The organism is Actinomycetospora sp. CA-053990 (genome assembly GCF_050948445.1).
GTDB lineage: Bacteria > Actinomycetota > Actinomycetes > Mycobacteriales > Pseudonocardiaceae > Actinomycetospora > Actinomycetospora callitridis.
Genome location: NZ_CP192043.1, coordinates 2138821 through 2161692, shown reverse-complemented (window position 1 = coordinate 2161692; position 22872 = coordinate 2138821). Strand labels below are relative to the sequence as shown.

Here is a 22872-nt window from a genome sequence, read left to right as displayed (position 1 = left end):
CCAGGAAATCCACCTCGATCATGAGGACGAGACGCGGACCTCGGGCAGCCCGGCCGGCGCGCCCTTCGCGATGAGCGCCTCGAGGGCGTCGGTGTCGAGGTGGGTCTCGACGAGGTCGCCGAGCAGATCGAGCTGGGCGGCGCGCGTCGCCGCGTAGGACGTCGCGGGCGCCGGGGTGAAGTCGCGGCCCGCGGCGGCCGCGGCGCGCACGAGCAGGCGCCGGCGCAGCCCGTCGTTCTCGAGGAGCCCGTGCGCGTGCGTGCCGAGCACGTGCCCGCCGTCCACCCCCTCCGGCGTCCCGTCGGCGAGCGTCACCAGCGGGGCAGGCCCAGATCGTCCGACACCGGAGCGCAGCTCCCGCCCGTGGTGGATCTCGTAGAACGCCACCGGCTCCTCCAGCGCCGTGCCGGTCGGCGTCCCGAGGTGCTTGGCGACGTCGAAGGTCACCTCGACGTCGAGCAATCCGAGGCCCTCGACGGCGCCCGGCGCGGCCTCGACGCCGTGCGGGTCGTGGATGCGCCGGGAGAGCATCTGGTAGCCGCCGCAGACCCCGAGCACCGGTCGCCCGGCGCGGGCGTGGGCGAGCACCCCGTCGGCGAGCCCCTGGGCGCGCAGCCAGGCGAGGTCGGCCACCGTCGCCTTGGAGCCGGGCAGCACGACGAGGTCGGCGTCGGCGAGACGCGAGGGCTCGGTGACGTAGCGGACGGCGACCCCGGGCTCGGCGGCCAGCGCGTCGACGTCCGTGCCGTTGGACACCCGCGGCAGGCGCACCACGGCCACCCGCAGCCAGTCGCGCCCGACCGGCGGCGCGGGCCGTCCCACGACCCCGTCGGCGACGTGGCCCAGCGAGTCCTCGGCGTCGAGCCACAGCTCCGGGCTCCAGGGCACGACGCCGAGCGTCGGGCGGCCGGTCAGCGTCCGGAGCTGCTCGAGGCCGGGCTCGAGCAGCGCCGGGTCGCCGCGGAACTTGTTCACCACCCAGCCCGCGATCAGCGCCTGGTCGGCGGGCTCGAGAACGGCCAGGGTCCCGAACAGGTGCGCCAGCACCCCGCCGCGGTCGATGTCGCCGACGACGATCACCGGCAGGTCGGCGGCGCGCGCGAGGCCCATGTTGGCGATGTCGGTCGCCCGCAGGTTGATCTCCGCGGGCGAGCCGGCGCCCTCGCAGATGACGACCTCGTGCTGCTCGCGCAGCGACACCAGCGACGACGTGACGACCTCGAGCAGCGCCGCCTTGCGCTCGCGGTAGCTCGCCGCCGACACCGTCCCGTCGACGACGCCACGGACCACCACCTGCGAGGTCCGGTCGCTGCCCGGCTTGAGCAGCACGGGGTTGAACCCGACGCTCGGCGCCAGCCCGCACGCGGCGGCCTGCAGCGCCTGGGCGCGCCCGATCTCCCCGCCGTCGGCGCACACCACCGAGTTGTTGCTCATGTTCTGCGCCTTGAACGGCGCCACGTCCACGCCGCGACGGTGCAGCCACCGGCAGATCCCGGCGACCAGCACGCTCTTGCCGGCGTCGGACGTCGTCCCCGCGACGAGCAGCGCGCCGGCCGTCACCATCCCGGCAGCCCCGCGAGGCCGGGCAGCCCGTCGAGGGAGTGCTCGTTCTTCTCGGTGCGGTAGTTCCGCAGCCACTCGGGGCTGCGGCGCTCCGCCCACGAGTCGAGCAGCTCGCGGTCGGACTCGAGGGTCATCCGCGGCACCGCGTAGCCGCAGGCGTCGGCGACCCGGGTGACGTCGACGGTGATCACCCCGCGGGCCTCGGTGCGCCGCGACGCGAGCCCCATCGCGAACGGCGCGAGCGCCTCGTCGAACCCCTCCTCGCCGTGGGTGACGACGCGGCCCCGGCCGTGCAGTCGCACGACGTTGGGTGTGCCGTCGAAGGAGCAGAACATCACGCAGATGCGCCCGTTCTCCCGCAGGTGGGCGGTGGTCTCGATGCCGCTCGCGGTCATGTCGACGTAGGCGAACGTGTGCTCGTCGAGGACGCCGAAGGTGCCGCGCAGGCCCTTCGGCGAGACGTTGACCAGCCCGTCGCCCGACAGCGGGGCGGTGCCGACGAAGAACACCGGCTGCTCGCCGATCCACCGGGCGAGCCGGGGCTCGATGCGCTCGTAGACCTTGGCCACGCCCGGCAATCTCGCACGCCGGGTGCGCCCGGCGCAGCAGCGTGGCTCACGTGGCTCACCTGGCGTCGAGCTCGACGTCGACCAGGACGCCCGTGGCGGCGTCGTCGACGGCCTTCGGCACCGCCGAGAGGTCGCGCGCGGCCAGCGCGACGCGCTCGTCGCGGACCGTCTCGGTGAGCAGGCGCAGGCGGTGGATGCGCCCGGTGGTGGGCAGCCCGTCGAGCGGGTCGACGACGAGGTCGCCGCGCAGCCGCACCGGCCCGGACACGTGCCGCGGAGCGTCCCAGAGCGCGCGGAACCCGTCGCCGGCGAGCTCGGTGGACCAGGCGGTCGATCCCGGCCGCCCGACCGCGGGCACGGCCACCGCGTCGACGACGTCGGACCAGCCGCGCGGCCGGTCGCCGGGCCCGGTGGCGTGCTCGACGAACCGCAGCCGCCAGGTGCGGACCTGGCGGATCGAGGCCAGCGGGCAGGCGCGGGCACGGATCACCGCGGCGGGCAGCAGGATCGGCAACGAGCGCACGCCACCACGATGACCGACGCGGGCGTGATCGGCTCAGCGGTGGAGGTTGGGGCGGCGCGCGAGCTCCACGAACTCCGGGCGCTCGACCACCTCGACGCCCGCCTCGGCGAGCCGTGCCGCGCCCGAGGGCGTCCCGACGAACAGCGGGGGCTCGCGCCACGCCATGACGACCCGGCCGACGCCGGCGTCGAGGATGTGCTGGGTGCAGGTCGTCGGGCGCGAGGCGCGCTGTCCGCAGGGCTCCAGCGAGGTGTAGATCGTGGCGCCGGGCAGCCGCGGGTCGGCGTGGTCGACGTCGCGCAGGGCGACCTCCTCGGCGTGGTCGAGGACGTCGTCGCGGCGGCTGTGCCCGGTCGCGAGCACGGTGCCGTCGGCGGCGACCACCACGCAGCCCACCGAGAACGCCGACGCCGACGGCGGGCAGCGCTCGGCCAGCGAGCACGCCTCGGCGAGCCAGCGGGTGTCCGCGTCACCGAACCGGTAGCGCAGCAGCACGTCCTGCTCCACCGGGCGAGTCTCCACCAGGTGGCCCTGCGCGGGCACACCGGTGAACCGCGGCCCGGCGCCGACCAGGCGTGGCGCGATCGCCAGCTGCAGTTCGTCGACGGCCCGGGCGGCGAGGAAGTCGCGGTGGACGCGCGCGCCGCCCTCGATCATGAGGCGCACGACGCCGCGGGCGGCGAGGTGGTCGAGCACCTCGTCGGGCGTGCCGCACAGGACGACGGTGTCGGCGAGGTCGCGGCCCTCGGTCAGCACGCGGGCGCCCGGGTCGACGGGGCGCGACGAGAGCACGACCCGCAGCGGCGAGGGCCCCAGGCCGCGCGCGAGGCGGTCGGCGCGGCGCTGCGGGGAGCGCACGAGCAGGCGCGGGTCGTCGGCGCGCACGGTGTCGCCGCCGACGAGGATCGCGTCGACGCCCGCGCGCTCGGCGTCGACGCGGTCGAGGTCGGCGGGCCCGGAGAGCACCAGCCGCTCGGGGGTGTCGTCGTCGAGGAAGCCGTCGATCGACACCGCGGCGGAGGCGAGCACGTGCGGGAGCCTCATCGGCGTGTCGCGAAGTCGACGATGTGGCGATCCTGGCGTCCAGTGCAAGCGAGGACGCAGGGCTTGCACCGGCAGGTGCTCACGGCAGCGTGAGGATCTCGCTGCCGGTGTCGGTGACCAGGATCGTGTGCTCGAACTGCGCGGTGCGCGACTTGTCCTTGGTCGTCACCGTCCAGCCGTCGTCCCAGACGTCGTAGTCGACGGAGCCGCGGGTGATCATCGGTTCGATCGTGAACGTCATCCCCGGCTCGAGCATCTCGTGGCGGTCCGGGTCGTCGTAGTGGACGACGACGAGTCCCGAGTGGAACGCGCGCCCGATGCCGTGGCCGGTGAAGTCGCGGACGACGCCGTAGCCGAACCGGTTCGCGTACGACTCGATGACCCGCCCGACGACGTTGAGCTCACGCCCCGGCTTGACCGCCTTGATCGCCCGCATCGTCGCCTCTCGGGTGCGCTCGACGAGCAGGCGGTCCTCCTCGTCGACGGCCCCGGCGAGGAACGTCGCGTTGGTGTCCCCGTGCACGCCGCCGATGTAGGCGGTGACGTCGATGTTGACGATGTCGCCGTCGCTGATGACCGTGGAGTCCGGGATGCCGTGGCAGATGACCTCGTTGAGCGAGGTGCAGCACGACTTCGGGAAGCCGCGGTAGCCCAGCGTCGACGGGTAGGCGTCGTGATCGACGAGGAACTCGTGGACGACGCGGTCGACCTCGTCGGTGGTGACGCCCGGGCGGACGGCCTCGCCGCCGGCCTGCAGCGCCTGCGCGCCGATCTTCGAGGCGTGGCGCATGGCCTCGATGACCTCGGGCGGCTGCACCCACGGATCGGTGCTGCGCGTGGGCGCGGGCTTCCCGACGTACTCGGGGCGGGTGATGTGCGGGGGCACCGGGCGCAGCGGGGTCTGCTGCCCGGGCCGCAACGGGGCGCGGACCGGCATACCCCCACCCTAGGCGCCCCGCTCGCGGGCCGCCGTCGTCTCGTGTCGTGGACAGATCCGGGCCGGTGTCTCCACCGGTGGAGCAGCAACGAGCCGTCGCCACCAGGGTTCGGCACACGATCCGGTGAGACCGACGCACCACTCCTGGCGACGCTGTGTGAACGAACCCCATAGTCGTCGACGGTTCGCGACGACAGGATCGATTCCACCGCCGGGTCGATCGGGCGCGAGCAGGAGGCACTCGGGGGGAACGATCGTGAACAAGAAAACGGCCGCCGCCATCGTCTCCGCCGTCGCGGCCGGAGCGCTCGCGGTCACGGGGGCCACCGCCTACGCGGGCGCCGTCCCCCCGCCGCCGGCCGGCCCGTCCGGTCCCGTCGGTCCGGCGTGGCCGATCGGCGCTCCGGGCTGCTCGACCAGCGAGGACGCTGCCACAGGGACGCCCGCGGACGTCGGCGTGGAGGCGACGACCCGCCCCGCGGCCGACCCGGGCTGACCGCGCGATCCTCGGCCCCGCCCGCGTCGGCCTCTCGGGGCGGAAGGGCTCCCCGACGTCGGCACCTCGATCATCGGGATCGCCCCCGGGTGCCGGGACACCCCGCCGATCGGCGATTCCGGGGACGTCGTCCCGTGCATCGACCGGTCCACCGGATCAGGGTCCGCCGTCCCTCCGACGAGGCTCAACGGTGACGGCGTGTCACCGACCGGCCGAGCAGGCGGACGACGCCACGCCACCCCAGCACCAGGACGCCGAGCGCGACGGTGGCCACGATCGCGAACGACAGGGGCAGGCGTCCGGTGATCGCGGCGCGCAACGGCAGCCCGATCACGACGGCGCCCGCCCACACGGCGAGCCCCGCACGCCAGGCGAGCGGTTCGCGCCACGTGCGGGCGGCCAGCGTCGCGACGGCGGCGCCGACGGCGAAGGGCGCGGCGGTGAGCAGCGTGCCGGCGAGGTCCTCGGTGTGGCTCGCCCGGCCGATCGCCGCGAAGGCCAGCACCGCCGCGGCGTCGAGCGCGATCCAGGAGGCGCGGGTGGGCGTCGCGGTGGTCACGACCCGAGGTTAATCAGGTCCGGGACTCAGAACAGCACGGTGGCGAACGAGCCGACCTGCTCGAACCCGATGCGCTCGTAGGCGCGCCGGGCGGGGGTGTTGAAGGCGTTGACGTAGAGGCTCGCGACCCGGCGCGCCCGCACGAGGTGGGCGACGACGGCCGCGGTCCCCGACTGCCCGAGCCCCCGGCCCCGCCACTCGGGGTGCACCCAGACGCCCTGGATCTGCCCGACCCGCGACGACAGGGCGCCGATCTCGGCCTTGAACACGACCTCGCCCTGCTCGAAGCGCACGAACGCCCGCCCGGCGCCGATCAGCTCCGCCACCCGCGCCCGGTAGCCCGCGCCGCCGTCCCCGAGGCGCGGGTCGACCCCGACCTCCTCGAGGAACATCGCGATCGCGGCGGGCAGGTAGCGCTCGAGCTCGTCCGGGCGGGTCTGGCGCACCGCGGGGTCGGGCGTCACCGTCGGGGCGACCGCGGTCGCCATCAACGGCTGGTCGGGACGCACCTCGCGGGCGCTGTCCCAGTGCTCGGAGAGCTCCTCCCACAGCGGGAGCACCAGCTCCCGGCGCCCGACCAGCGACGAGCACGAGCGCCGCTGGCGACGGGCCCGGTCGGCGAAGTGACGCACCTCCGCGCGGTCGCCGCGCAGGGGCACGAGGTTGGCCCCGGAGAAGCACAGACCGTCGAGCCGACCGCCGACGCCCCACAGCTCACCGCCCAGGCGCCACGGCTCGACCCCGACCGTCTCGACGCGCGAGGCGACCATGCAGGCGGCGACGGGATCGGCGTCGAGGGCGCTCCGCACCTTCGACCGGTCCCGGTCGTCGAGCAGCCGCGCACCGGCGGTACGGAGCACCTCCCAAGCGTGCCACGTCCACGGTCCGCAGGGGAGATCGCGTCCCTCCGTCAGACGAGGGCCGGCCGCTCCCAGGGACGGTGCAGGACGTGGTGGTCGAGGAACGCCCACACCGTGCGGTACCAGAGCTTCGCGTCCCCGGGCTGGAGCACCCAGTGGTTCTCGTCGGGGAAGTACAGGAACTGCGACTCCACCCCGGAGCGCTGCAGGTCGTACCAGAGCCGCAGACCCTCGGAGATCGGCACGCGGTAGTCCTTGTCGCCGTGGATCACCAGCATCGGCGTGGAGATCGACCGCACGTGGCGGTGGGGCGAGTGGGCGTCGTAGCGCTCGCGCTCGTCGAGGGGGTCGCCCCACTCCCGGCGCCAGTGGAACGAGGCGTCGGTGGTGCCGACGAAGCCGTCGAGGTGCCAGATGCTGGCGTGGGTGACGATCGCGGCGAAGCGGTCGGTGTGCCCGGCCATCCAGTTGGCCATGTAGCCGCCGAAGGACCCGCCCATCGCGGCCACGTGCGTGGCGTCGATGTCCTCGCGCGCCACCGCGGCCTCGGTGGCCGTCATGAGGTCGGTGTAGGGCAGCTCGCCCCACGCCCCCGTGGCGGGGTCGAGGAACTCCTGGCCGTAGCCGGTGGACAGGCGCGGGTCGGGCAGGAGCACCGCCCAGCCGCGCGCCGCCATCAGCCACGGGTTCCAGCGCCACGACCACGCGTTCCAGCTCGACAGCGGCCCGCCGTGGATCCAGAGGACCAGCGGGGCCGGGGACGCCGCCGACGCACCCCCGGGCAGCACCAGCCACGAGCGCAGCGCCGTGCCGTCCGCGGCGGTGGCGTGCACCTCGGTGAGCGTCCCGGGCAGCGGGTCGAGCTGCGTCACTCCCCTCAGCGCCGTGGGCTCCTGGTCAGCGGCCTCCGGGTCGAGGCGCACCGGCGTCGGGGGCGCGTCCACCCCCGAACGCAGCGCGTAGAGCGCCGAGCCGTCCCGGGCGGCGACGACGTCGGTGTACGCCCCGGAGCGGGTCAGGCGGGTGACGGTGCCGTCGGTGATCGACACGCGCAGCACCGGCCCGTGGCCGGCCTCGTCGACGACGACGTACACGACGTCGCCGCCCGGGGCCCCGGTGACGCCCCGGACCTGGACGGCCTCCTCGGGGAGGACGTCGCGCTCGCTCCCGTCCTCCAGGGAGCGCGCCTTCAGCGTGTGCGCCATCCCGCGCCCCGGCCGGGGGTGCCGCTCGCGGACCCAGAGCAGCCACCGGCCGTCCGGGGTGATGGTGGGCGCCTCGTGGTCGGCCCCCGGCTCGTCGCCGACGACGACGCGCCCGTCCTCGGTGTGCAGCTCGAGGCGGCGGCGCCGCGACGCCGGATCGACGGGGTCGGGCACCTCCGCGACCACCGCGACGGTCCGCCCGTCGGGGCTGATCGCGCTCCCGCCGAAGCGGTGGTCGGCGCCGGGGGCGACGTGCTCGGGCTCGCCGTAGCCGGCGTCGGGGTCGGCCGGGTCCGGGGTGCGCACCGCTGCAGGTGCGCGCGGCCGGGGCCGAGGTCGTGGTCCCAGAAGCGGACCGGGAACTGGGTGTGCAGCCGCGCCGCGACGCCCGCGGTCTCGCGCGCCTCCCGCTGCTCGGCGGCGTCGCCCTCCACCGGCTTCGGGGTGACCAGCGCGAGCGTGCCGGCCTCCCGCGCGACGGCGAAACCGCTGACGCCGCCGGGACGCTCGGCCACCGGCCGGGCCTCGCCGCCCCGGGCGGGCAGCAGCCACAGGGCGGTCCGGTCCTCGGTCTGCTTCTCCGCCGTCGGGTCGGCGCGTCGCGAGGTGAAGAGCAGGTCACCGTCCGGGGTGAACGTCGCCGACGACTCGCCGGTCGACGACCGCGTCAGGCGCCGCGGCGCCCGGTCACCGCCGGGGTCGAGCTCCCACAGCGAGGTGCCGTACTTCTTCCCGTCCGCGGAGAGCTCCGAGACTGTGGTGACGAGGCGCGTGCCGTCCGGTGACAGCGCGAGCCCGGCGCAGCGGCGGGTGGCGACGAAGGCGTCGAGGTCGTCGAACGTGCTCACGCCCCCATCCGATCACGGCGTGCCGCGGCGAGCCCGTCCAGGATGAGGTCGAGGACGAACGCGAAGCTGTTCCCGCCCGGCCGCCCGGCCAGGTGCTCGTGGACGTGGGCCACGAAGTGCGGGTACGCGCCGAACGGCAGCCCGTCGACGAACGCGCGGGCACCGTCCTGCCGGCCGCCCTGGCCGCGCGCCACACCCGGCTCCTGCAGGGCGAACCCGACGACGTGGTTGCTCAGCGCGTGGAATCCCCGGTGGGCGGTCTCCGGGTCGAGTCCCGAGCGGGCGAGCGTGGCGAGCCACGCGTCCATCAGGGTCAGCAGGGCGGGGCCCGGGAGGCCGCCCGCCCAGAGCGGTGCGGCCCACGGGTGCCGGGAGAGCACCTCGTGGGTCGACAGCACCGACCGGCGCATCGCCGCTCGCCACTCGTCATCGGCGGCCGGGAGCCCGGCCTCGGCGACGACCAGGTCGACCATGCCGGCGAGCAGGTCGTTCTTGTTGGCGACGTGGTTGTAGAGCGACATGACCTCGAAGCCGAGCTCGGCCGCGAGCCCCCGCATGGTCAGGGCACCGAGGCCGTTGGCGTCGGCGACGGCCACCGCCGCGCGCAGGACCCGCGGGCGGTTCAGTGGCGGGCGGAACGTCTCCTGATCGTCGGCCGCGGACACGGGAGCACGGTAGCGCGACAGCGCCATGGACGTACGTTGTACGTGTCACGTACGTTGTACGTATCGCCCTCGAGAGGAGCCGCCGTGCGCGCCGTCGTCTGTCCCCGGTACGGACCCCCGGAGGTGCTCGAGGTCCGCGAGGTCCCGGCACCCGAGCCCCGCGACGGGGAGGTCCTCGTGGCCGTGCGCGCCGCGGGCCTCAACGCCGCCGACCGGCGCCTCATGCGCGCCGACCCCTGGCTGGTGCGCCTGGCCCGCGGTCTCCGCGTCCCCCGGGTCACCGCGGTGGGCTGCGAGGTCGCCGGCACCGTCGCGGCCCTGGGCCCGGGCACCGAGCGGTTCCGGGTCGGCGACGCCGTCATGGCCGACGTGTCGTCGAGCGGCTGGGGCGCGTTCGCCGACTACGTCCGCCTCCCCGAACGCCTCGCCGCGCCCCTCCCGCGCCGGGCCTCGTTCGAGGAGGCGGCGACGCTCCCGCTCGCCGGCGGCACGGCGCTGGGCGCCCTGCGCGCGGCCGGGGTCGCCGACGGCGAGCGGGTGCTGGTCGACGGTGCCTCGGGTGGCGTCGGCACGTTCGCCGTGCAGATCGCCCGGGCCCTCGGTGCCCACGTCACCGCGACGTGCCGTCCGCACCATGTCGACCTGGTCCGCTCGCTCGGTGCCGACGAGGTCGTCGAGGACCCCCGCGACGGGCTCTTCGACGTCGTCCTGGGCGTCAACGGCGACCGGCCGTTGAGTCGCTACCGGGACCTGCTCGCCCCGGGCGGCCGCTACCTCATGGTCGGCGGCACGACCCGCCAGATGCTCGAGGCGCTGGCGTTCGCCCGGCTCCGGTCGTCCCGCGACCGGCGGCTGGCGACGTTCACCGCGGCCCCGGACGCGGAGCTGCTTACCACCCTGGCGCAGTGGTTCGACGAGGGGCGTCTGCGCACGGTCGTCGACCGGCGCTTCGCGCTCGACGACGTCGTCGCCGCGATGCACCACCTCGAGCAGGGCCCCGCCGCGGGCAAGTCCGTCCTGACCATGGGCGCGGGGCCGTCGGTCACCCGCGATCAGCGAGCGGCGGAGGCCCCCCGGTGAGCCCTCACGCGACGGCCCGACCCTGAGCCGCCCAGGACCTAGCCCACCGTGACGGTCGGCGCGTTGCCGGCCTGGCCGCCCGCGAGCTCGTCCTCGCCGGCCTCCTCGGCGAGGCGCAGGGCCTCCTCGATGAGGGTCTCGACGATCTGGGCCTCGGGCACGGTCTTGATGACCTCGCCCTTGACGAAGATCTGGCCCTTGCCGTTGCCCGACGCCACGCCGAGGTCGGCGTCGCGGGCCTCGCCCGGACCGTTGACGACGCAGCCCATGACGGCGACGCGCAGCGGCACCTCCATGCCCTCGAGCCCGGCGGTCACCTCGTCGGCGAGCTTGTAGACGTCGACCTGCGCGCGCCCGCAGGACGGGCAGGAGACGATCTCGAGCTTGCGCGGGCGCAGGTTCATCGACTCGAGGATCGAGAGCCCGACCCGGACCTCCTCGATCGGCGGAGCCGAGAGCGAGACGCGGATGGTGTCGCCGATGCCCCGGCTGAGCAGGGCGCCGAACGCCGTCGCGGACTTGATCGTCCCCTGGAACGTCGGCCCGGCCTCGGTGACGCCGAGGTGCAGCGGGTAGTCGCACTGCTCGGCGAGCAGCTCGTAGGCGCGCACCATCGTCACCGGGTCGTGGTGCTTCACCGAGATCTTGATGTCGTGGAAGTCGTGCTCGGCGAAGAGCGAGGCCTCCCACAGCGCCGACTCGACGAGCGCCTCGGGCGTCGCCTTGCCGTACTTCGCCATGATCCCGGGCTCGAGCGAGCCGGCGTTGACGCCGATGCGGATCGGGGTGCCCGCGTCCTTGGCGGCGCGCGCGATCTCGCCGACCTTGTCGTCGAAGCGCTTGATGTTGCCCGGGTTCACGCGGACGGCGGCACAGCCGGCGTCGATCGCGGCGAACACGTACTTCGGCTGGAAGTGGATGTCGGCGATCACCGGGATGTTCGACTTCTTCGCGATGGCCGGCAGCACCTCGGCGTCGTCGGCCGAGGGCACGGCGACGCGGACGATGTCGCAGCCGGCCGCGGTGAGCTCGGCGATCTGCTGGAGGGTGGCGTTGACGTCGGAGGTCAGCGTGGTGGTCATCGACTGGACCGACACCGGGTGGTCGCTGCCCACACCGACGCCGCCCACGTCGAGCTGGCGGGTCTTGCGCCGGGGCGCGAGCACCGCAGGGGCTTCGGGCAGGCCGAGATCGATGGTCATCTCTCTCCCGTGCTGGAGGACCTGACCTCTCCAGTGTCCTACAGCCGCGAGGCCCCCGCCGGTGGGCCGTGACACGTCCGGGAGTGAGCTACAACCCCAGGTCGATCGGGTTGACGATGTCGGCCACGATCACCAGCAGCCCGTAGGCCATGATCACCGCCGCGAACCCGACGCCGATCGGCATCAGGCGGGCGAGGTCGACCGGGCCGGGGTCGGGGCGCCCCCGCAGCCGCGCGATCCGCTTCTTGACGGCCTCCCACAGGGCCGGCAGCACGTGCCCGCCGTCCAGCGGCAGGATCGGCAGCAGGTTGAGCAGGCACAGCGACAGGTTCACCGCGGCGAGCAGGTTGAGGAAGATCGAGATCTCGACCGCCACCGGCCGCTCCTGCTCGAGCACCTGGCCGCCCATGACCGAGACGCCGACGAGGCTCACCGGGCCGTTGACCTCGCGCTCCTCGCCGAGGAACACCGCCCCGAACAGCGCCGGCACCTTCTCGGGCAGGCGCGCGATCGCGTAGACGGAGCCCTCGAGCATCTCCCCCATGCGCTCGGTGACCTGCCCCACGCTCTGGCGCATCACCGGCTGGATCGGCTCGAGGCCGAGGAACGACGCGGTGATGTAGCGGGGGTCGGCGCCGAGCGGGGTGTCCAGGTCGGGCACCTGGTTCTCGATCAGCGTCGGGTAGAGCGTGAGCTCGCTGCCGTTCCGGTCGACGACCACGGGCACGGTGCCGCGCGCGTCACGGATGGCGCGCTGGAGGCTCGGCCAGTCCGGGTAGGTCTGGCCGGCGAAGCTCACGATGCGGTCGCCGGGCAGGAAGCCCGCCTGCGCGGCGGGCGTCGGCGGGGCGCCGGGCGGGCAGCCGGGACCGGTCTGCGACGAGGCCGGGACGACGCACTCGCTCACGGCGTTGACCACCGGCTGCGGGGTCGCGACGCCGAAGCCCATGAGCACGACGGCGAACAGCACGATCGCCAGGATCAGGTTCATGAACGGTCCGGCGAGCATGACGATGATCCGCTGCCAGGGCTTGCGGGTCCAGAACTGGCGGTCCTCGTCGCCGGGCTCGAAGTCGCGGACCGAGTCGGCGCGGACGTCGTCGACCATCCCCTGGAACGGCCCCGACCGGCGGCTGCGACCGATGCGCTCGCCGGGGGCGGGCGGGATCATCCCGATCATCCGGATGTAGCCGCCGAGCGGGACGGCCTTCAGGCCGAAGCGGGTCTCGCCCTTCTTGACCGAGAGCACCGTCGGCCCGAACCCGACCATGAACTCGGGCACGCGGATGCCGAACCGCCGGGCCGCCGTGTAGTGGCCGAGCTCGTGCCACGCGATGGAGAGCAGCAGACCCAGCGCGAAGAGCACGATCCCCAGGACGAGCATCACGGGTCAGGACGGTAGACGGCCGGGGATGTGCCCTGCGTGGGCGCCCCGGGTCAGGACACCGCTCAGGACACCGGCACGAGGCGCTCGCGGGCCCGGGCGCGGGCCCAGTCCTCGGCGGCGAGCACGTCGGCGACGGTGCCCGGGTCGGCCACCCACTCCCCCGCGTCGTCGAGCACCGCGGCGAGCGTCTCGTCGATCCCGGTCCAGGCGCAGCGACCGGCGAGGAAGGCCGCGACGGCCTCCTCGTTCGCGGCGTTGTAGACCGCGGGCAGGCATCCCCCGGCGCTGCCCGCGGCGCGGGCGAGGTCGAGGGCGGGGAACGCGTGGGCGTCGACGGGCTCGAAGGTCCAGCTCGTCGGGTCGGCGAACGTCTCGGGCCGGCTCGCGCCGGCGAGGCGCTCGGGCCAGGCGAGGGCGAGCGCGATCGGCATGTGCATGTCGGGCGGGCTGACCTGGGCGATCGTCGCGCCGTCCACGAAGGTGACCATCGAGTGGATCATCGACTGCGGGTGCACGACGACGTCGATGCGCGCGTAGGGCACGCCGAACAGCAGGTGGGCCTCGATCAGCTCGAGCCCCTTGTTCACCAGCGTCGACGAGTTCAGCGTCACCACCGGCCCCATCGCCCAGGTGGGGTGGGCCAGCGCCTGGTCGACGGTGACGCCGGCGAGCTCGCTGCGGGATCGTCCGCGGAACGGGCCGCCGGACGCGGTGAGCACGAGGCGCCCGACCTCCTCGGCGCGGCCTCCCCGCAGGCACTGCGCGAGCGCGGAGTGCTCGGAGTCCACCGGGACGAGCTGGCCGGGGGTCGCCGTGCGCGTCACCAGCGGCCCGCCGGCCACCAGCGACTCCTTGTTGGCCAGCGCGAGCGTCGGGCCCGCGGCGAGCGCGGCGAGCGTCGGGGCGAGGCCGCGCGAGCCGTCCATGGCGTTGAGCACGACATCGGCGCCCGAGCCGGCCAGCTCGGCGGCCGCCTCCGGGCCGACGAGGACGTCGGCCCCCGTGCGCTCCCGCAGGTCCGGCGCGGACGCCGGGTCGGCGACGGCGAGCGTCGGCACCCCGAACTCGGCGGCCTGCTGGGCGAGCAGGTCGGGACGGCCGCCACCGGCGGCGAGCCCGGTGACGACGAAGCGCTCGGGGTGGGCCCGCACGATGTCGAGGGCCTGGGTGCCGATCGATCCGGTGGAGCCCAGGAGGACGACGCGGCGAGGCGCGGAGGGGGACCCGGACGGTGTGCTCATCGCGGCTCATCATCACGGGCGCGGGCCCGGGGCGGTAGGTTGGGCGCGCCCGGACGAGCGAGACGACAGGAGTGCCCCGTGGCCTCGAACAGCCCTGCCAAGCAGGAGCGCGGCGGCGGAGTCGCGCACCACGACCACGAGGCCGTGGTGGTCAACGGTGTGTCCTCGGACGACGAGCCCTCGGTGGAGTGGGGCTGGCACGGGCACTACCCGAGGCTCGCGCGCTTCGCGGGCTTCCTGGTCGCGGCGATCCTGCTGATCATGCTCTGGGGCAACCACGTGGGCGCCCAGGAGGACATCTGGCTGGTCGTCCTCGCGATCGGGTTCTTCGCGCTGTCGCTCGGCTCGATCATCCGCGCCCGGACGTCCTGGCGGCGGTGAGCGCCCCGCCGGCGCCGCCCGAACAACACCGGGAGCCGTCGGCCGTACGACGGTGGCTGCTCGACGGCCTGGCCGACCGCAGTTCCCAGTACTCCGGGCCCCACGCGAGGCCGCGGGAGACCTCCCGCGGCAAGCCGTGGTGGCGCGTCATGTGCCTCACCGGGGTCGACTACTTCTCGACACTGGGCTACCAGCCCGCCGTCGCCGTCGTCGCCGCCGGCCTGATCTCGCCGATCGCGACGCTCGTCCTCGTGGTGGTCACGCTCGCGGGCGCCCTGCCGGTCTACCGGCGCGTGGCCCGCGAGAGCCCGCACGGCGAGGGCTCGGTGGCCATGCTCGAGCGGCTGCTGTCGTACTGGTGGTCGAAGCTGCTGGTGCTCGTCCTGCTGGGCTTCGCGGTCACCGACTTCCTCATCACGATCACGCTCTCCACCGCGGACGCCACCGCGCACATCGTCGAGAATCCCCTGGTCAGCAGCGCGCTGCACGGATGGGAGGTGCCGCTGACCTGCGCGCTCGTCGTGCTGCTCGGCGTCGTCTTCCTCATGGGCTTCGCCGAGGCCGTCAACATTGCGGTGGTCGTGGTGGCGACGTTCCTGCTGCTCAACCTCGTGGTCGTGGGCGGCGCGCTCTACCGGGTATTCACCGAGCCGGTGCTCATCGCCAACTGGGGCGACGCCCTGCTCACCCAGCACGGCAACCCGCTGATCGTCGTCGCGATCGCCCTCGTGGTGTTCCCCAAGCTCGCGCTGGGCCTGTCCGGCTTCGAGACCGGGGTCGCGGTGATGCCGCTGGTCAAGGGCGCCGAGGGCGACACCGAGAAGCACCCCGAGGGACGCATCGCCGGCGCCCGCAAACTGCTCACCACCGCGGCCCTGATCATGAGCGGGTTCCTCATCACGTCGAGCTTCGCCACGACGCTGCTCATCCCGCTCGACCAGTTCGGGCCCGGCGGCCAGGCCAACGGGCGGGCGCTCGCCTACCTCGCGCACGAGCAGTTCGGCGAGGTCATCGGCACGGCCTACGACCTGTCGACCATCACGATCCTGTGGTTCGCCGGGGCGTCGGCGATGGCGGGGCTGCTCAACCTCGTGCCGCGCTACCTCCCGCGCTACGGCATGGCGCCGAACTGGGCGCGCGCCGTGCGGCCGATGGTGCTGGTGTTCACGACCCTCGGCATCCTGATCACGATCATCTTCGACGCGAGCGTCGACGCGCAGAGCGGCGCCTACGCCACGGGCGTCCTGGTGCTCATCACGTCGGCGTCGATCTCGGTGACCCTCTCGGCCCGGCACAAGGGTCAGAAGGCGGCGACGGTCGGCTTCGGGATCATCGCGATCGTCTTCGTCTACACGACCGTGGCGAACATGATCGAGCGCCCGGAGGGCCTCAAGATCGGCCTGCTCTTCGTGGCGGCGATCTTCATCGTGTCGTTCGCGTCGCGGGCGCTGCGCAGCACCGAGCTGCGGATCACCGCCGTGCACCTCGACAAGACCGCCCGCCGGATCGTGCGTGAGGCCCACGAGGAGGACCCGGAGGCGACGATCCGGCTGGTGGCCAACGAGCCGGACCGGCGCGACAAGCGCGAGTACGAGGAGAAGGAGCTCGAGGAGCGCGCCGACCACCACATCCCGTCCGGCGACGTGGTGATCTTCGTCGAGATCACCGTGGACGACCCGTCGAACTTCGAGTCCGAGCTGTACGTGCTCGGCGAGGAGCGCCACGGGTACCGGATCCTGCGCGCCCGCAGCGCGACGGTGCCCAACGCCATCGCGGCGCTCCTGCTGCACCTGCGCGACCTCACCGGGCGCGTCCCGCACGTCTACTTCGAGTGGGACGAGGGCAGCCCGGCCACCAACATCGCCCGCTACCTGCTCTTCGGCGTCGGCGAGGTGGCCCCGGTGACGCGCGAGGTGCTCCGCGAGGCCGAGCCCGACCGCAACCGCCGACCCGCGGTCCACGTCGGCTGACCCGGCCGCCTGACCCGTGAGCGAAGTTCCCGGCTATAGCCGGGAACTTCGCTCACGTGGGTCAGACCGGTGAGGCCGGGACGGCGGCCTGGACCTCCTTGGCGGCCTTGCGGGCGGCGACGAGGACGGCGTCCCAGACCGGCGAGAACGGCGGGGCGTAGGAGAGGTCCATGAACGTCATCTCCTCGACGGTCATGCCGTTCCAGATCGCCGTGGCGAAGACGTCGATCCGCTTCGCCGACCCCGCGCGGCCCACGATCTGGGCACCCAGGAGCCGGCCGGTGCGCTGCTCGGCGAGCACCTTGACCGTCATCATCTCGGCGCCCGGCCAGTACCCGGCCGTCGTCGTCGACTCGACGGTGGCAGTGACGTAGCCGAACCCCGCGGCGTCCGCCTCCGACTGGCCGAGCCCCGTGCGCCCGATCTCCAGCGAGCAGACCTTGCTGATCGCCGTGCCGATCACGCCGGGGAACGCGCCGTAGCCGCCGGAGATGTTGGTGCCGATGATCCGGCCGTGCTTGTTGGCGTGGGTGCCGAGCGCGATGTGCACGGGCTTCCCGGCCAGCTTGTGGTGCACCTCGACGCAGTCGCCGCCCGCCCACACGCCGGGCGCGGCCTGCATCCGCACGTCGGTGGTGATCCCGCCCGACGCGCCGATCCTCAGCCCCGCGTCGGCCGCGAGGGACGCGTTCGGCTTCACCCCGAGACCGATGATCACGATGTCGGCGGGGAGCACGGTGTCGCCGGCGCGCACCGCGCGCACCCGCCCGTCCTCGCCGACGTCGAAGCCGTCGACCGAGACCCCGGTGAGCACGGTGATGCCCATGCCCTCCATGGCCTCGCGGATCAGCGCGCCCATGTCGGGGTCGACCTGGGTGAACGGCTCGGGCGCCTGGTCGACGATCGTGGTCTCGAGCCCGCGGTTGACCATGGCCTCGGCCATCTCGACGCCGATGTAGCCCGCGCCCACGACCACGGCGCGCCGTCGCTCCCCGTCGCCGAGGTCCTTGACGATCTGCTCGCCCTGCTCCAGGGACTGCACACCGAAGATGCCCTCGGCCTCGGCCCCCTCCAGCGGCGGCACCGTCGGCACCGCGCCGGTGGCGATGACCAGCTCGTCGTAGCCGAGCTCGTAGGTGTCGCCGTCGTCCACCCCGCGCACGCTCACCGACCGCTCGTCGAGGTCGATCGCCGTCGCCTCGGTGCGCATCCGCAGGTCGATCCCGGCGTCGCGGTGCTGCTCGGGGGTGCGCGCGATGAGCTCGTCGCGGCTGCCGACGTCCCCGGCGATCCAGTACGGGATGCCGCAGGCCGAGTACGACGTGTAGTGACCCCGCTCGAGCACGACGACCTCGAGGGCGCCTTCCTCGGCGTGGCGCAGCGCCGTCGACGCCGCCGACATGCCGGTGGCGTCCCCGCCGATCACCACGATGCGCTTGGTCATGAGCCTCCGTCCGCTCCGGGAGTATCGTGCCGCCGTGACCGAGGCCGCGGAGATCGAGGTCGACGGACGGACCGTGCGCCTGTCGAACCCCGACAGGGTGTACTTCTCGGCGCGCGGGGAAACGAAACTCGATCTCGCCCGGTACTACCTCGCCGTCTCCGACGGCATCGTCCGGGCCCTGCGGGAACGGCCCTGCATGATGCACCGCTTCCCCACCGGCACCGACGGCGAGAAGGTGCACCAGAAGCGCCTCCCCAAGGGCGCCCCGGACTGGGTGAAGACCGTGCGCGTGCACTTCCCGCGCTACAACCGCACCGCCGACGAGCTGTGCGTCACCAGCCCCGCCGACGTCATCTGGGCCGTGCAGATGTCGACCGTGGAGTTCCACCCCTGGAACAGCCGCGCGGCCGACGTCGAGACCCCCGACGAGTGGCGCATCGACCTCGACCCCATGCCCGACGTCGAGTTCCCCACCGTGCGCCGGGTGGCCGCGGTCGCCCGGGAGGTGCTCGACGACCTCGGCGCCGTCGGCTTCCCCAAGACCTCGGGCGGCAAGGGCCTGCACATCTACGTGCGGATCCGCCCCGAGCACTCGTTCACCGAGGTGCGCCGGGCGGCGCTCGCGTTCGCCCGCGAGGTCGAGCGCCGGGCGCCCGACCTCGTCACCACCGCCTGGTGGCGCAAGGACCGCGAGCCCGGGACGGTCTTCCTCGACTGGAACCAGAACACCCGCGACCACACGATCGCCTCGGCCTACTCGGTGCGCGGGACGCCGGAGGCGCGGGTGTCGGCGCCGCTGCGCTGGGACGAGGTCCCCGACGCCGAGCCGGGCGACTTCACGATCGCGACGATGCCCGCCCGCTACGCCGAGGTCGGCGACCTCACGGCCGGCATCGACGAGTCGGTGTTCGACCTGCGCGCCCTGCTCGAGTGGGCCGAGCGCGACGAGGGCGTGCCCGACGAGCCGCCCGAGGTCTGAGCCCTCCCGACGATCTCGGCCCTCAGCCCCGCGTGAGGTCCCCGGTCGCGACGACCTGGTCGCCGGCGAGGGTCTCGTAGGTGAAGCGGTCCGGCCCGGCCTCGGTGGCGCGCACGACGCCCTCGGAGCACGGGCCCGCGATCGGCCGGGCCGCCATGTCGGTGGTGCCCTGGACGCTGTTGAGGACCAGGTCGAAGCGGCAGTCGAAGACGGAGAACGACATCTGCCCCACGCGCTCGCCCACCGCCCCCGCCGTCAGGTCGACGCGGACGCCGAAGTCGCGACCCGAGGCGGGCTCGTTCTGGGTGCCGTTCCACGTCCCGACGAGGCCGTCGGGCAGCCGGGCGGCGGCCGGGCCGGGTGGGGCGGCCTGGCCGACGGGCAGGTAGTCCCGCGCGAGCAGGTAGGCCGTGCCGCCGAGCACGACCAGCGCCAGCAGCACCGCGGCGACCAGCCACAGCCGGGGGCGGCGGGACGGCCGCGAGGACGGCGGCGGCGTCTGCGTCCCCGAGGCCGTCCCCGAGGAAGTCCTCGAGGCCGTCCCCGGGCTCGTGCCCGGCTTCGTGCCCGAGAGGGCCGGGCGCGCGAACTCGTCGGTCGAGTCCGACCGGCCGGGTGTCCCGCCGGGACCGGCAGGCCCGCCCGCCCCCGGAATGGTGGGCGAGCTCGGTGACCCCGGGACCACCGCCCCGGCGCCCGAGACCGCCGCCGCGCGGGCGGCGGCGGCGAGCTCGCCGGCACGCTGGTAGCGCTGGTCGGGGTCCTTGGCCATCGCGGTGGCGACGACCTCGTCGAGCGCCTGCGGCAGGCCGGCCCGCAGGCTGCCGGGCCGGGGCGCCGGCTCGTGGACGTGGGCGTGCATCAGCTGGTGGATGCTCCCGGACGGGAAGGGCTGCTTGCCCACCAGCGTCTCGTGCAGCACGCAGCCCAGGGCGTAGACGTCGACGCGGTGGTCGCCGCCGGCCCCGGGCATGAACCGTTCGGGTGCCATGTAGGCAGCGGTGCCGATCAGCGTGCTCTGCTCGGTGAGGCGGGAGTCGCGCAGGCTCGCCGCGATCCCGAAGTCGATGAGGTAGGCGAACTCGGGCCCCGACCCCTCCGGCTGCGCCAGCAGGATGTTCGAGGGCTTGACGTCGCGGTGGATCAGCGCGGCGCGGTGGGCGGCGTCGAGCGCCGCCGCGACCTGCTCGACGACCGCGACCGCCCGCTGCGGGTCCAGCGGCCCGGAGGCGGCGATCGCGCCGCTGAGGTCGATGCCCTCGACGAGGCGCATGTCCAGGTAGAGCTGTCCGTCGATCTCGCCGTAGTCGTGGATGGGGATGACGTGGGGCTCGTGCAGCCGGGCGGTCATCTCGGCCTCGCGCCGGAAGCGCGTGGCGAACCCCTCGTCGCCGCTGTGGGCGACGGAGAGGCGCTTGAGCGCGACCGTGCGCTCCTTGCGCAGGTCGGTGGCCCGGTGCACCTCGCCCATGGACCCGCGCCCGATCATCCCCTCGATCCGGTACGGGCCGAAGCGTTCGCTCGCCACGTTCCCCCTCAGTCCCCCTCCGTGCCTCGCACGCCCGTCACGTCCGTGGACGCCGGCCTGGAGGGGGAATCCTATTTGGCCTCCGGAGCCTCGGTGAAGGTGCCGAGGACGAGGTCCCGCAGCCACCGCAGCCCGGGCTCGTGGCGGTCCCGTCGTCGCCAGCACACGTCGACGGTGAAGGTGACCTCGGGCAGGGGCAGCGGACGCCACACACAGCCCGCGGCGAAGAACGGCGCCCCCGCCCAGCGGCGGGGCATGGCCACCACCAGATCGGTCCCGGCGACGACGTTGCGCATCTCGAACCAGCTCGGCACGGTGATCGCGACGTGGCGCCGGAGCCCGCGGTCGGCCAGGGCGTCGTCGATGACGGCGGTGCCCAGCGCGTAGGGCGAGACCTTGATGTGGCTCAGGTCGAGGTAGCGCTCGAGGGTCAGCTCCGTGTGCGCGTGCGGATGGTCCCCGCTCATGAGCACGACGTACTCGTCGGCGAGGAGCTGGACGCTCTCGATCGCCGGGTCGTCGACGCCGCCCGGGCCGCCGACCCGCAGGTGCAGCTCCTGCTGCTCCACCCGCTCGTCGGGCGACCGGAAGTGCCGGACGTCGAGCGCGACGCGGGGCGCCTCGCGACGCAGCCGGGCGCACAGCTCGGTCAGCAGGAACGGGGCGACGTAGTCCGACGCCCGGACGGTGAACCGCCGGGACGACGTCGCAGGATCGAACTGCCACTCGTCCTCCAGGACCCGTTCGATCTCGCTGAAGCTCCGCCCGAGGACCGCGGCGATCTCCCGGGCCCGCGCGGTGGGGACCATGCCCTCGGGGCCGCGCACCAGCAGGTCGTCGCGGAAGGTCCGGCGCAGCCGGGCGAGCGCGTGGCTCACGGCGGACTGCGTCAGGCCCAGCGTCGCCGCGGCGCGCGTGACGCTGCGCTCCGAGATCACCGCCTCGAGCGTGACCAGGAGGTTCAGGTCGACCGACCGCAGGTCCATGAGTGACGTGCATAGCGCCATGCACACCATGCGTTGGTGTCATGTGGTGCAGGCCACTTACGGTCGGTGGGCCACGGTCCCGTGGTCGATCGGCTCGAGGTGGAGCGATGCACACACAGCGGCGGTACCTGGTCTACGGGGCCATGTTCGTGATGATGGCGATCAGCTACATCGACCGGGTCAACCTCTCGGTCGCGACGCCGACGATCGCGCGCGAGTTCGGCCTGGGCCCGGTGGGCACGGGGTACGCGCTGTCCTCGTACCTGTGGACCTACCTGGTGTTCCTCGTCCCGGTCGGCATCGCGGTCGACCGCTGGGGCGCGCGGGCGGTCGGTGCGGGCTCGCTCGTGGTGTGGTCGATCGGCGGCGCCCTCACCGGCCTCACGGGCGGGTTCGGCTCGCTCGTGGCGACGCGGATGGTGCTCGGCGCCGGCGAGGCGGCCAGCTACCCGGTCGGCGGACGTGCCATCCAGGAGTGGGCGCCCCCGGAAGAGCGCGGGCGCGCGGCGGCCTGGCTCAACAGCGGGGCCTACGCCGGTCTCGCCGTCGGGGCCCTCGTCGTCGGCTGGCTGATCTCGGAGGTCGGCTGGCGGGCGTCGTTCGTGGTCACGGGGGCGGCGGGGGTGCTCGTCGCCGCCGGGTGGTGGGCGCTCTACCGGCGGCCGTCGACACCCGAGGCTCCGCCCACGGCCGACGTCCCGGAAGCGCTGCCGGCCCGGACGGCGCTGGCGGGCCTGCTGCGCCGCCGCAGCATCTGGGGTCTCGCGCTGACCCAGGGGTGCGCCGGCTACACCCTCTACCTGTTCATGACCTGGCTGCCGAGCTACCTGGCCGACACCCGCGATCTCGACGTGGTGCGCTCCGGGGCGTTCACCGCCGTGCCCTACGCCGTCGCGGTGGTGCTGGGCCTGCTGCTCGGACGGGTCAGCGACGTCTACCTGCGCCGCTCGTCCGCCGGCATCGACGCGCGGCGGCGCCTGATCGCGGGCTGCCTGCTCGTCTCGTCGGTCATCCTCGCGACGCCGCTCGTGTCGGAGACCTGGGTGCTGCTGACCCTCTTCAGCATCGCGCTGACCTGCGTCTCGACGGCGATGGGCCTCTGCCTCGCGCTGACCGGCGACCTGCTGCGCGACGGCCGCCGCGCCGGCGTCGCGATCAGCTGCGTGATCTTCGGCGGCAACACGTTCGGCCTGCTCGCGCCGATCGTCACCGGCTACGTCCTGGCGCTGTCGGGGTCCTACAGCGCCGCGTTCGTCCTGGCGGGCGTCCTGCTGCTCTCGGGCGCCGTGACCGTCCTGACCCTCACCCGACGTCCGCTCGACGCCCCGGCCGCCGGCACGCCGCGCCCGCGGGTGGCCGCCTGATCCCCGGCGCCACGTCCCGACACCCCCGACGAGGAGGAGCC

Annotated in this window: 22 protein-coding genes; 6 read left to right on the top strand and 16 right to left on the bottom strand. The window is 74.0% G+C overall.

The genetic code is table 11. The annotated features are described in order from the left end of the window. Positions 1-18: 18 nt before the first annotated feature. The 5 genes from ACQPYN_RS11000 to map form a co-directional block, all read right to left on the bottom strand. A complete protein-coding gene (locus ACQPYN_RS11000) occupies positions 19-1563 on the bottom strand; it encodes a cobyric acid synthase (RefSeq protein WP_433036741.1) in 1545 nt (514 codons plus the stop codon). Beyond that, positions 1557-2132, bottom strand: coding sequence for a pyridoxamine 5'-phosphate oxidase family protein (locus tag ACQPYN_RS10995; protein WP_433036739.1), 576 nt, complete (start codon positions 2130-2132; stop codon positions 1557-1559). The genes ACQPYN_RS11000 and ACQPYN_RS10995 overlap by 7 nt, the downstream gene beginning before the upstream one ends. A 55-nt stretch (positions 2133-2187) precedes the next feature. Continuing rightward, positions 2188-2655 (bottom strand): hypothetical protein, encoded by a 468-nt coding sequence (locus ACQPYN_RS10990; RefSeq protein WP_433036737.1) that lies wholly within the window; start codon positions 2653-2655, stop codon positions 2188-2190. A gap of 33 nt (positions 2656-2688) precedes the next feature. After that, complete coding sequence (locus ACQPYN_RS10985) at positions 2689-3699, bottom strand: dihydrofolate reductase family protein (RefSeq protein ID WP_433036735.1); 1011 nt, start codon at positions 3697-3699, stop codon at positions 2689-2691. Between the two features lie 79 nt (positions 3700-3778). Beyond that, complete coding sequence (gene map, locus ACQPYN_RS10980; RefSeq protein WP_433036733.1) at positions 3779-4636, bottom strand: type I methionyl aminopeptidase; 858 nt, start codon at positions 4634-4636, stop codon at positions 3779-3781. A gap of 256 nt (positions 4637-4892) precedes the next feature. Between map and ACQPYN_RS10975 the strand changes: the two genes are divergently transcribed. Further along, positions 4893-5132 (top strand): hypothetical protein, encoded by a 240-nt coding sequence (locus tag ACQPYN_RS10975; RefSeq protein WP_433036731.1) that lies wholly within the window; start codon positions 4893-4895, stop codon positions 5130-5132. Between the two features lie 184 nt (positions 5133-5316). Here the strand turns inward: ACQPYN_RS10975 and ACQPYN_RS10970 are convergent, their stop codons facing one another. From ACQPYN_RS10970 to ACQPYN_RS10950, 5 genes are read right to left on the bottom strand one after another with little or no spacing between them, the layout of a single operon-like run. After that, positions 5317-5691: a DUF3054 domain-containing protein gene (locus ACQPYN_RS10970; protein ID WP_433036729.1), complete on the bottom strand. Its 375-nt coding sequence runs from the start codon at positions 5689-5691 to the stop codon at positions 5317-5319. 26 nt (positions 5692-5717) lie between these two features. Then, positions 5718-6551, bottom strand: a complete 834-nt coding sequence (locus ACQPYN_RS10965; RefSeq protein WP_433036727.1) for a GNAT family N-acetyltransferase — start codon at positions 6549-6551, stop codon at positions 5718-5720. A 50-nt stretch (positions 6552-6601) separates the two neighbouring features. Continuing rightward, positions 6602-7756, bottom strand: coding sequence for an alpha/beta hydrolase family protein (locus ACQPYN_RS10960; RefSeq protein WP_433038833.1), 1155 nt, complete (start codon positions 7754-7756; stop codon positions 6602-6604). Then, positions 7741-8604 (bottom strand): hypothetical protein, encoded by an 864-nt coding sequence (locus ACQPYN_RS10955; RefSeq protein ID WP_433036725.1) that lies wholly within the window; start codon positions 8602-8604, stop codon positions 7741-7743. Before ACQPYN_RS10955 ends, ACQPYN_RS10960 begins: the two co-directional genes overlap by 16 nt. Next, on the bottom strand, positions 8601-9269 hold the full coding sequence (locus ACQPYN_RS10950) for a TetR/AcrR family transcriptional regulator (protein ID WP_433036723.1): 669 nt from the start codon (positions 9267-9269) through the stop codon (positions 8601-8603). Before ACQPYN_RS10950 ends, ACQPYN_RS10955 begins: the two co-directional genes overlap by 4 nt. 84 nt (positions 9270-9353) lie before the next feature. On the opposite strand from ACQPYN_RS10950, the gene ACQPYN_RS10945 reads away from it, so the two are divergent. Next, a complete protein-coding gene (locus ACQPYN_RS10945; protein WP_433036721.1) occupies positions 9354-10349 on the top strand; it encodes an NAD(P)-dependent alcohol dehydrogenase in 996 nt (331 codons plus the stop codon). 38 nt (positions 10350-10387) lie between these two features. On the opposite strand, the gene ispG is transcribed toward ACQPYN_RS10945, so the two are convergent. The 3 genes from ispG to dxr form a co-directional block, all read right to left on the bottom strand. Further along, positions 10388-11551, bottom strand: coding sequence for a flavodoxin-dependent (E)-4-hydroxy-3-methylbut-2-enyl-diphosphate synthase (gene ispG / locus ACQPYN_RS10940; RefSeq protein ID WP_433036719.1), 1164 nt, complete (start codon positions 11549-11551; stop codon positions 10388-10390). A gap of 88 nt (positions 11552-11639) precedes the next feature. After that, complete coding sequence (locus tag ACQPYN_RS10935; RefSeq protein ID WP_433038831.1) at positions 11640-12935, bottom strand: M50 family metallopeptidase; 1296 nt, start codon at positions 12933-12935, stop codon at positions 11640-11642. A 65-nt stretch (positions 12936-13000) separates the two neighbouring features. Then, a complete protein-coding gene (dxr, locus tag ACQPYN_RS10930; protein ID WP_433036717.1) occupies positions 13001-14179 on the bottom strand; it encodes a 1-deoxy-D-xylulose-5-phosphate reductoisomerase in 1179 nt (392 codons plus the stop codon). 78 nt (positions 14180-14257) lie between these two features. Between dxr and ACQPYN_RS10925 the strand changes: the two genes are divergently transcribed. Both ACQPYN_RS10925 and ACQPYN_RS10920 read left to right on the top strand, forming a co-directional pair. Continuing rightward, positions 14258-14560: a DUF2631 domain-containing protein gene (locus ACQPYN_RS10925; RefSeq protein ID WP_433036715.1), complete on the top strand. Its 303-nt coding sequence runs from the start codon at positions 14258-14260 to the stop codon at positions 14558-14560. Then, on the top strand, positions 14557-16530 hold the full coding sequence (locus tag ACQPYN_RS10920; RefSeq protein WP_433036713.1) for an amino acid transporter: 1974 nt from the start codon (positions 14557-14559) through the stop codon (positions 16528-16530). Before ACQPYN_RS10925 ends, ACQPYN_RS10920 begins: the two co-directional genes overlap by 4 nt. A 61-nt stretch (positions 16531-16591) precedes the next feature. Here the strand turns inward: ACQPYN_RS10920 and ACQPYN_RS10915 are convergent, their stop codons facing one another. Beyond that, positions 16592-17974, bottom strand: a complete 1383-nt coding sequence (locus tag ACQPYN_RS10915; RefSeq protein WP_433036711.1) for an FAD-dependent oxidoreductase — start codon at positions 17972-17974, stop codon at positions 16592-16594. On the opposite strand from ACQPYN_RS10915, the gene ligD reads away from it, so the two are divergent. Then, positions 17973-18953 carry a non-homologous end-joining DNA ligase gene (ligD, locus tag ACQPYN_RS10910; RefSeq protein WP_433036709.1) on the top strand — a complete coding sequence of 327 codons (981 nt, stop codon included), beginning with the start codon at positions 17973-17975 and terminating at the stop codon, positions 18951-18953. The two genes, ACQPYN_RS10915 and ligD, sit on opposite strands and share 2 nt — an antisense overlap. 22 nt (positions 18954-18975) lie before the next feature. On the opposite strand, the gene ACQPYN_RS10905 is transcribed toward ligD, so the two are convergent. Both ACQPYN_RS10905 and ACQPYN_RS10900 read right to left on the bottom strand, forming a co-directional pair. Next, the gene (locus ACQPYN_RS10905; protein WP_433036707.1) at positions 18976-20481 is read right to left on the bottom strand and encodes a serine/threonine-protein kinase; all 1506 of its coding nucleotides are present in this window, start codon (positions 20479-20481) and stop codon (positions 18976-18978) included. Between the two features lie 71 nt (positions 20482-20552). After that, a complete protein-coding gene (locus ACQPYN_RS10900) occupies positions 20553-21467 on the bottom strand; it encodes a LysR family transcriptional regulator (protein ID WP_433036705.1) in 915 nt (304 codons plus the stop codon). Between the two features lie 107 nt (positions 21468-21574). On the opposite strand from ACQPYN_RS10900, the gene ACQPYN_RS10895 reads away from it, so the two are divergent. Continuing rightward, positions 21575-22831, top strand: a complete 1257-nt coding sequence (locus ACQPYN_RS10895) for an MFS transporter (protein WP_433036703.1) — start codon at positions 21575-21577, stop codon at positions 22829-22831. Positions 22832-22872: the final 41 nt, after the last annotated feature.